This window comes from Pseudomonas sp. KT_2_4, assembly GCF_041410225.1.
GTDB lineage: Bacteria > Pseudomonadota > Gammaproteobacteria > Pseudomonadales > Pseudomonadaceae > Aquipseudomonas > Aquipseudomonas paracarnis.
The window spans coordinates 2,410,237-2,419,210 of the sequence record NZ_CP166962.1; the positions used below are offsets into that span (position 1 = coordinate 2,410,237).

Below are 8,974 nucleotides of genomic sequence, written 5' to 3' on the forward strand. Positions count from 1 at the left end.
TCGATATCAGCCTGTTTATCACGTTATGGCCGGACAAATACACTCAGTCCCACTCACCCCATTCGAGGACTGCACCATGACCCGTAAAATCGCACTCATCACTGGCGCTAGCCGTGGCCTGGGCAAAAGCGCCGCCCTGCACCTGGCTGCGCAAGGCATCGACATCATCGGCACTTACCACAGCGCAGCGGCCGAAGCCCAAGCCGTGGTTGCCCAGGTAGAGGCCTTGGGCGGTCGCGCCGCCATGCTGCAACTGGACGTCAGCCAGAGCGCAACCTTCGATGCATTCGTTGGCCAGATCGGCACACTGCTCAAGGATGTGTTCGCCCAGGAGCATTTCAACTTCCTGATCAACAACGCCGGGGTTGGCACCTACGCAAGCTTTGCCGAAACCACCGAAGCCCAGTTCGACCAGTTGGTGGCGATCCATGTGAAGGCACCGTTTTTCCTCACGCAGAAACTGCTGCCGCTGATCAGCGATGGCGGGCGCATCATCAATATCTCCAGCGGCCTGGCGCGCTTCAGCCTGCCGGGGTATGCCGCCTACGCGTCCATGAAAGGCGCGGTGGAAGTCTTGTCGCGCTACCAGGCTAAAGAACTGGGCCCACGGGGTATTACCGTGAACACCCTGGCACCGGGCGCGATTGCCACCGACTTCGGCGGCGGCGCGGTGCGCGATAACACCGATGTGAATGCGATGGTTGCCAATAACACCGCCCTGGGCCGCGTAGGCTTGCCGGACGACATTGGCGGGGCGATTTCGACCTTGCTGGCCGATGGCAGTCATTGGATCACCGGCCAGCGGATCGAGGCGTCGGGCGGGATGTTCCTATAAGCGACGCACGCCTACGGGGTAACTGGGGTTTTACCGGCGAATTTCTCGCGCAGCACGTCATAACCCCAGTGGTACACGTAGGTGTACGGCAGGAAGAACAACAACACGCCAATGTCGAGGATGAAGGCTTCCAACAGGCTGATCTTCATCAAGGCGGCAATCAACGGCACTGCCAAGAGGATCAGGCCGCCTTCAAACAGCAGCGCATGCAGCACACGGGTCCAACCACCGTTGGCCAGTTGCAGGCGATTTTTAAGGCGGTCGAACAGGCTGTTGAACACCACGTTCCAGCTCAGTGCCAACAGGCTGATGCCCAGGGTCACTGCGCCCATCTCCAGCGCTGGCCGGCCGGTGATCCACACCAACAGCGGCGTGCAAATCAATAAGGCCAACCCCTCGAAACCAAGGGCTTGAAAAACGCGTTCAGTAAGGGATTTGGTAGGGGTCATGGCCCGGCTCCGTGAGTGACGATGGTTGCCATGATCAGGCTTTGTCTCGATACTTCATAACCAATAACCATCGATCAAGGCGATAGTCATGGCCTCCCATGAAGTGCTTCAGGCGTTTGTCCAGGCTGCCACCCAAGGCTCGTTTTCCGCGGCGGCGCGCAAGCTGGGCAAAAGCCAGTCCACCGTGAGCGCGGCAGTGGCCAGCCTTGAGATCGACCTGAACGTGGTGCTGTTTGACCGCAGCAGCCGCAAGCCGACCCTCACACCGGCGGGGCAAGTGTTGCTGCAACGGGCTGAGCAAGTGCTGGAAGCCAGTAGCCGCCTGGAGCTGGCAGCCAGTCAGTTATCGCAAGGCCTGGAGCCGAAGTTGAGTCTCGCCATGTCCGATACTTATCAGTCTGATCGATTCGAGGTCGCTCTCAGCGCCTTCGAACAACGCTACCCAGACCTTGAGCTGGAATGCCTGATCGCGGAATGCGAAGACTTGATCGCACTGGTGCAAAGTGGCCGGGCGCAGATCGCGTTTATCGAGAAACAAGAAGCCTACCCGCCGGACCTGACGTTCTCCCCCGTGGAAGAGCGCACGGAGATCGCGCTGTTTGTCTCGCCTGGACACCCATTGGCGAACCTGGACAAGGTTCACCCGCACACCTTGCAACAACACCGGGAGTTGCGTTTGGCGAGCATCATCAGCCCCAATGAAAACCGCGGCACGCAACCTGTGTGGTCGGCGCCGAGTTACCTGATGCTGATGGAAATGGCACAGCTGGGTTTTGGTTGGGCACCGATACCGCGCTGGCTGGTGGAGCGTTTTGGCGGCAACCAGTTGGTTGAACTCAAGGTGCGCAGTTGGCCGCGTTCGGTGGCGGTGGATGCGCTGTGGTCCCGGCACCAGCCGCCGGGGCCTGCGGGGAGCTGGTTGCTGGGCAAGATGCTGGAGTGAACGCAGTGCAATGTAGAGGGGGCCGTTAGAGAGACGTTGGCTGTCAGGCCGTCATAGCAGGCAAGCCAGCGCCCACATTGGATCGCGGGGCGTCATAACATCGTGTTGGCTATTTGAGTTCGGCGAGGCGTCGCGTGATGAAGCGTTTTTCTGGCGCCTGTTGCGTCAGCGACAGCGCTTTTTCGTACGCGCTGCGAGCTTCGTCAAACCGCCCCAACTGCCGGCAAAATTCCCCACGCGCCGAATGCGCCAAGTGATAGTCCTGCAACTCACCGCGCTGCAAAAGGTTGTCTACCAGCGCCAGCCCCGCCAAAGGCCCCTGCTCCATCGCCACCGCTACCGCACGGTTCAACTCGATCACCGGCGACGGCACAGCCCTGAGCAATACATCATAGAGCCCGACAATCTGCCGCCAATCGGTTTCCCCTGCGCTGGGCGCCTCGGCGTGCACGGCGGCAATCGCAGCCTGCAAGCAATACGGCCCGAAGCGTGGCGTCATCAGCGCCTGCTCCACCAATGCGCAGCCTTCAGCGATCAAGGCCCTGTCCCAAAGCGTACGATCCTGAGCGTCCAACAGCACCAGTTCGCCGCTGGCAGAAGTGCGGGCAGGCCGACGCGACTCGTGCAGCAACATTAACGCCAGCAAGCCCATGACTTCCGGCTCGGGCAGCAACTCCAGCAGCAAACGCCCCAGGCGAATGGCCTCCAAGGTCAGGTCCTCGCGGGTGAGGTCGGCACCCGCTGAGGCCGAATAGCCCTCGTTGAACACCAGGTAAATCACCCGCAGCACACTGTCCAATCGTTCGGGCAATTCGGCGCGGGACGGCACTTGATAGGGAATTCTCGCCTCACGGATCTTGCCCTTGGCGCGCACGATGCGTTGGGCAATGGTGGTGGGCGTGGCTAGAAAAGCGTGAGCGATGGCCTCGGTGCTCAGGTCGCAGATCTCGCGCAAGGTCAGCGCAACCTGGGCATCGGCTGCCAACGCTGGGTGGCAGCAAGTGAACATCAGGCGCAGGCGGTCGTCTTCCACGTCTTCATCACTCCAAGGCGCGGCCTCCAACGCCTCGGCCTGCTCCTCCAATAACGGGGTAAACCGCGACTGCCGACGCAGGCGATCGATGGCTTTGAAGCGGCCGGTGGACACCAGCCACGCCCGTGGATTATCCGGCACGCCATCCTCGGGCCAGCGCTGCAGGGCGACGAAAAATGCTTCGTGCAGCGCCTCCTCGGCCAGGTCGAAATCCCCTAGCACACGAATCAACGTCGCGAGCACGCGGCGTGATTCGCGGCGGTAAATAGCGTCGATCTGCTGGGTCAATCGACCATGTCCTCGGTCACCAACTTCACCAGGCGGTCCAGGCTCTGGCCCCAGCCGTCATGAAAGCCCATGGCTTCGTGGGCCTGCTTGTCCTCGGCACTCCAGTGCATGGCGCGGGCGGTATAGAGGGTCTTTTCGCCGACCTCCTCAAAGGTGACTTCGGCGCTCATGAACGGCTTGCCCGAAGGCACCCAACCCGGCATGAACGCGTCGGTAAACACCAGGCGGTTGGGCGCGTCGATCTCCAGGAACACGCCTTGGGTCGGGTACTCGCTGCCATCCGGGGCGCGCATCAAGGTGCGGAACAAGCCGCCGACCCACAGGTTCATCTCGCATTCAGGGGTGGTCATGCCGTGGGGGCCCCACCATTGTTGCAGCAGGGTTGGCTCGGTCCAGGCGCGAAACACCCGGCGGCGCGGCGCATCGATCAAGCGGCTGATGGACAGTTCAAATTCGGCGGGTTGAATGTTCACGGGGCAACCTCCTCAAGTCTTTTGATTATTGTGTTGAGAGATTCAATTGGCGCACGGGGCGCACTTCCACACTGCCGACCCGGGCTGCCGGAATGCCGCCAGCCACCTGGAGCGCTTCATTGAGGTCCTTGGCGTCGATCAGGTAGAACCCGGCGAGCTGCTCCTTGGTTTCGGCAAAAGGCCCGTCGGTGATCGACAGCTTGCCGTTGCGCATGCGCACGGTGGTGGCGGTGGTCACTGACTCCAGCGGCTCGGCGGCCAGCATGCGCCCGCTGGCCTGGATGGACTCGGCGTAGGCCAGACATTCCGAGTCGTGGGGGCTGTCGGGCGAGGTGTGCAACGCCTGTTCGTCGCTGTAGATCAAGCACAGGTATTTCATGGTGTTCTCCGTTTTCGGACTACTGACTATAGTTCGCAGTGCTCAAGGTTTCAGGTCGAACAACGCCGTGCCGCTTTGCATATCAAACGGTGCCGACCAGTGCTCGTGCACCACCTTCCATTGGCCATCGATACGCTGGTAGCCGGCAGTCACGCGCATCCAGCAGGCCTTTACCTCGCCGTCCGGCCCGGCGCCGCCGCAGTGGGCCAGCCAGTGGGCGAATGCGCTGTCTGGCGCATCGACGACATGCAATTCATGAAACTCGAAGATGCCGGGGCCGGGGCAGTGCTCCATGCACGCCTCCCAATGCGCGCGGTAGGCCGCCTTGCCCTTGAATTGCAGAGCGGTTACGGCGTCGAACGAGACGATATCGTCGGCGTAAAAGCTGACAATTTTGTCGATATCGCGACTGACGACGGCGTCTTTCCATTGCTCGATCAGGCGCTTGATTGCAGTGCTCATGGCGATGACTCCTTGGGGTGGAAAATCACGGAAGACACCCTTAGTCGAATGGCCCGAAGGGAAATCGACATCCCCCTGAAAAATAATTTCCCGTAGCCCAAACCCGATAAACTGCCACTTCTCTTGCAGCCGTTCGGACAGCCCCATGCCAACCCGCCTCGTTGCCTACGAGGCGCTGAACGCTGTGCAACAACAGCAAGTCGGCGCCATCGAAGTTCACCCTGAACAACTGCCGTTTTGCGGTGATATGTATTGCGCCCTCAATACCCTGCTCGCCAACCCGAGCCCTGGGGTCAAGGGCTTTGCGCTGTTGGTCGACGACCTTCCTGTGGCGTTCTTGCTGCTCAAGCGACCACCGTGCCTGCCTCATTGGGCCGATGAACACAGCGCCACACTCCACGCGCTACAGGTAGACCGGCATCAACAGGGGCGTGGATACGGCAAGATGTGTTTGCAGGCGTTGCCCGCCGTGGCGCGCGAGGCCTGGCCGCAGATCAAGGGGTTGGAGTTGTCGGTGGATGCCCACAACCTGGCGGCAATGGGGTTGTATCTGGGGGCAGGATGGGTGGATCGCGGTGAGGCGTACAAGGGTCGCGTAGGGTATGAGCGCCGGTTGAGCTTCAGGTTTAATCCATAGCGGCAATGTCACGTAAACATGACTTTTAAGCGTGCATGTCGTGTTTACGTGACATCGGGTGCAGTGTCAGCCCCGCTCCCCGATCGGCAGCCAGATTTCCACCGTCCCCGTGCCCTTCCTGGCATCGAAGTCCGCGCTATAGCGCTCGAAATCCGCGCCCATGACTTTGTAGCCCGAGTGCGGCAGCCATTCGAACATGATGCGCTCGTAGGTTTGCTCAAGCGCCTGCACCGGCCCGTAGTGGGGGAACACGGCATAGTTGAGTGGCGGAATTTCGATCACCTCGAAATTGCTTGGCACGTCTTTCCTGGCCGGGACTTCAACACCTGCCAGGTAATCGAATTCGCCGTGATGCGGGTTATGGCACACCCCGTAGGTCACACCGCCGACGCGCTTCTTGATGTCCTTGATGCAGGTATCGAACAACTCCCACAGCCGTGGGATATCGCCCACGGTGGCCTTCGAATATCGCCCTTGTACCCCGGCGATCACCAGGGCCTTACCGGCTTCCAGGCGTGACTCCAACGGTTGTTTTGTCTGCTGATCCATACGAACAGTCTCCTTCTTATGAGGGAACAAACCCGCATCGAGTATAGGGGCATATCCGCGTTGTACTCCATGTAGAAAAATTTCCTACGCATCTGGACAACTGGCCATCATCGCCCTTATTGTCTGCCCCGCAGGCCACCGCAGTGGCCGACGTCGCTCGGACGGTTCCGGGCGCTTACGTACCTCGAGGCAACAATGGCAGACCAAGGTTCGCCGCGCCGCTTTGCGCGCATAGATCGACTCCCCCCTTACGTTTTCAATATCACTGCCGAGCTGAAGATGGCTGCGCGTCGGCGCGGCGAAGACATCATCGACTTGAGCATGGGTAACCCTGACGGCGCCACGCCTCCTCATATCGTGGAGAAAATGGTCACCGTCGCCCAGCGTGAAGACACCCACGGCTACTCCACCTCCAAAGGCATTCCGCGCCTGCGCCGGGCGATTTCGCGCTGGTACAAGGACCGTTACGCGGTGGATATCGACCCTGAGTCCGAAGCCATCGTGACCATCGGTTCCAAGGAAGGCCTGGCGCACTTGATGCTGGCCACCCTGGACCAGGGCGATACCGTGCTGGTGCCCAACCCCAGCTACCCGATTCATATCTACGGCGCAGTGATTGCAGGTGCCCAGGTACGTTCGGTGCCGCTGATACCGGGCGTGGATTTCTTCGCTGAGCTGGAGCGCGCGATTCGCGGCTCGATCCCCAAGCCGAAGATGATGATCCTCGGCTTCCCGTCCAACCCCACCGCGCAGTGTGTGGAACTGGACTTCTTCGAACGGGTGATCGCCCTGGCCAAGCAGTACGACGTGCTGGTGGTGCACGACCTGGCCTACGCCGACATCGTCTACGACGGCTGGAAAGCCCCCTCGATCATGCAAGTGCCCGGCGCCAAGGACATTGCGGTGGAGTTTTTCACCCTGTCCAAGAGCTACAACATGGCCGGCTGGCGCATCGGCTTCATGGTGGGCAACCCCGAACTGGTCAACGCCCTGGCACGCATCAAGAGCTACCACGACTACGGCACCTTCACCCCGCTGCAAGTGGCGGCGATTGCAGCGCTGGAAGGCGACCAACAGTGCGTGAAGGACATCGCTGAACAGTACCGCCAGCGTCGCAATGTGCTGGTCAAAGGCCTGCATGAGCTGGGCTGGATGGTGGAGAACCCGAAGGCGTCTATGTACGTCTGGGCCAAGATTCCCGAGCAGTATGCCGCCATGGGCTCGCTGGAGTTTGCCAAGAAACTGTTATTGGAAGCGAAGGTGTGTGTGTCGCCGGGGATCGGTTTTGGTGAGTATGGCGATGATCATGTGCGCTTTGCGCTGATCGAAAACCAGGACCGGATTCGCCAGGCCGTGCGCGGGATTCGCGGGATGTTCAGGGCGGATGGGTTGGTGACTAAAGCCTGACCTGATTTACCTGAAGAAACCCAATCAATGTGGGAGCTGGCTTGCCTGCGATGCAGACACCTCGGTGTTTCAGATGTACCGAGGTGATGCTATCGCAGGCAAGCCAGCTCCCACATTTTGATCGAGTTGCCGCCACTGCTTTTGTGGTGTGGCTTACACCACCAACGACAGCAACATGATGAAGATCAGCGCCACGATCGACAGAATGGTCTCCATCGCCGTCCAGGTCTTGAACGTCTCGGCCACGGTCATGTTGAAGTACTGCTTGACCAGCCAGAACCCCGCATCGTTGACGTGAGACAGGATCAACGAACCCGCGCCCGTCGCCAGTACCAGCAACTCGCGGTTAACCCCTGGGATCATGCCCACCACCGGCACCACAATGCCCGCGCCGGTAATGGTCGCAACCGTCGCCGAACCGGTGGCAATCCGAATCACCGCCGCCACCAGCCACGCCAGCAGGATCGGGTTGATCTGCGCGTTCACCGCCATATGGCCGATCACGTCGCCCACGCCGCTGGTCACCAACATCTGCTTGAAGCCACCACCGGCACCGATGATCAGGATGATCGCGGCGGTCGGCGCAAGGCTGGCGTCGAGCAGCTTGAGGATCTGCTTGGAGTGGATGCCCTGACGATGGCCAAAGGTGTACAGCGACAACAGCAACGCCAGCAACAGTGCGGTGATCGGGTGGCCGATCATGTCCATCCAGTTACGCACCACGTTGCCTTCAGCGAACGCGATGTCGGCAAAGGTTTTGAGTAGCATCAGGAACACCGGCAGCAGCACGGTGACCAGGGTGATGCTGAAGCTTGGCAGCGACTTGTTATCGGTCTCGCGGGCCAGTTGGTCCACCAGTTCCTGGGACGGGTTGCCCGGGATGTACTTGGCGATGAACGTACCGAAAATCGGGCCGGCGATGATGGCGGTCGGCAGCGCAACGATCAGACCGTACAGGATGGTCTTGCCGATATCGGCACCGAACACGCCGATGGCCAGCAGCGGGCCCGGGTGCGGTGGCACCAGGCCGTGCACCGCCGACAAACCGGCCAGCAGCGGGATACCGATCTTGATCAGCGACACGCCGGTACGCCGGGCGACAATAAACACCAGCGGGATCAGCAATACAAAGCCGATCTCGAAGAACAGCGGGATGCCCACCAGGAACGCGGCGAACATCATGGCCCACTGGACCTTCTCTTTGCCGAAGGCGCGGATCAAGGTCTGGGCGATCTGATCGGCACCGCCGGACTCGGCCATCATCTTGCCGAGCATCGTGCCCAGCGCGAGGATGATGCCGACAAAGCCGAGCACCCCGCCGAAGCCGTCCTGGAACGCCTTGATGATCTTGTCCACGGGCATACCCGAGGTCAGGCCGAGGAAACCGGCCGCGATGATCAGTGCGATGAACGGGTGCACCTTGAACTTGGTGATCAGTACGATCAACCCGATGATAGTGACTACTGCATCTAGCAGCAGGTAAGACTCGTGGGACATGCCAAACATGGGGGGTCTCTCC

Annotated in this window: 11 protein-coding genes; 4 read left to right on the plus strand and 7 right to left on the minus strand. The window is 60.6% G+C overall.

Features of this window, described 5'->3' with window-relative positions:
- Window positions 1-76: 76 nt before the first annotated feature.
- A complete protein-coding gene (locus tag AB9N64_RS11095; RefSeq protein ID WP_014719630.1) occupies window positions 77-835 on the plus strand; it encodes an SDR family NAD(P)-dependent oxidoreductase in 759 nt (252 codons plus the stop codon).
- Between the two features lie 11 nt (window positions 836-846).
- Here the strand turns inward: AB9N64_RS11095 and AB9N64_RS11100 are convergent, their stop codons facing one another.
- Complete coding sequence (locus AB9N64_RS11100; RefSeq protein WP_014719631.1) at window positions 847-1,284, minus strand: multidrug/biocide efflux PACE transporter; 438 nt, start codon at window positions 1,282-1,284, stop codon at window positions 847-849.
- A gap of 88 nt (window positions 1,285-1,372) precedes the next feature.
- Here AB9N64_RS11100 and AB9N64_RS11105 point away from each other — a divergent pair, with 88 nt between their 5' ends.
- Window positions 1,373-2,227, plus strand: coding sequence for a LysR family transcriptional regulator (locus AB9N64_RS11105; protein WP_371360260.1), 855 nt, complete (start codon window positions 1,373-1,375; stop codon window positions 2,225-2,227).
- 109 nt (window positions 2,228-2,336) lie between these two features.
- Here AB9N64_RS11105 and AB9N64_RS11110 read toward each other — a convergent pair whose 3' ends face one another.
- Genes AB9N64_RS11110 through AB9N64_RS11125 form a run of 4 tightly spaced genes read right to left on the minus strand, consistent with a single transcriptional unit; the run spans window position 2,337 to window position 4,862 of the window.
- The gene (locus tag AB9N64_RS11110; protein ID WP_103452392.1) at window positions 2,337-3,548 is read right to left on the minus strand and encodes an RNA polymerase sigma factor; all 1,212 of its coding nucleotides are present in this window, start codon (window positions 3,546-3,548) and stop codon (window positions 2,337-2,339) included.
- On the minus strand, window positions 3,545-4,021 hold the full coding sequence (locus tag AB9N64_RS11115; RefSeq protein WP_019819312.1) for an SRPBCC family protein: 477 nt from the start codon (window positions 4,019-4,021) through the stop codon (window positions 3,545-3,547). Before AB9N64_RS11115 ends, AB9N64_RS11110 begins: the two co-directional genes overlap by 4 nt.
- 25 nt (window positions 4,022-4,046) lie before the next feature.
- Window positions 4,047-4,400, minus strand: a complete 354-nt coding sequence (locus AB9N64_RS11120; RefSeq protein WP_014719635.1) for a YciI family protein — start codon at window positions 4,398-4,400, stop codon at window positions 4,047-4,049.
- A 42-nt stretch (window positions 4,401-4,442) separates the two neighbouring features.
- Complete coding sequence (locus tag AB9N64_RS11125) at window positions 4,443-4,862, minus strand: nuclear transport factor 2 family protein (protein ID WP_019819316.1); 420 nt, start codon at window positions 4,860-4,862, stop codon at window positions 4,443-4,445.
- A 145-nt stretch (window positions 4,863-5,007) separates the two neighbouring features.
- On the opposite strand from AB9N64_RS11125, the gene AB9N64_RS11130 reads away from it, so the two are divergent.
- Window positions 5,008-5,499 (plus strand): N-acetyltransferase, encoded by a 492-nt coding sequence (locus AB9N64_RS11130; protein WP_014719637.1) that lies wholly within the window; start codon window positions 5,008-5,010, stop codon window positions 5,497-5,499.
- Between the two features lie 66 nt (window positions 5,500-5,565).
- On the opposite strand, the gene AB9N64_RS11135 is transcribed toward AB9N64_RS11130, so the two are convergent.
- Window positions 5,566-6,048, minus strand: a complete 483-nt coding sequence (locus AB9N64_RS11135) for a GyrI-like domain-containing protein (protein WP_032902784.1) — start codon at window positions 6,046-6,048, stop codon at window positions 5,566-5,568.
- Between the two features lie 195 nt (window positions 6,049-6,243).
- Between AB9N64_RS11135 and alaC the strand changes: the two genes are divergently transcribed.
- A complete protein-coding gene (alaC, locus tag AB9N64_RS11140) occupies window positions 6,244-7,455 on the plus strand; it encodes an alanine transaminase (RefSeq protein ID WP_019819319.1) in 1,212 nt (403 codons plus the stop codon).
- Window positions 7,456-7,608: 153 nt separating this feature from the next.
- On the opposite strand, the gene AB9N64_RS11145 is transcribed toward alaC, so the two are convergent.
- Window positions 7,609-8,961 carry a GntP family permease gene (locus tag AB9N64_RS11145; RefSeq protein WP_014719640.1) on the minus strand — a complete coding sequence of 451 codons (1,353 nt, stop codon included), beginning with the start codon at window positions 8,959-8,961 and terminating at the stop codon, window positions 7,609-7,611.
- Between the last annotated feature and the right edge of the window lie 13 nt (window positions 8,962-8,974).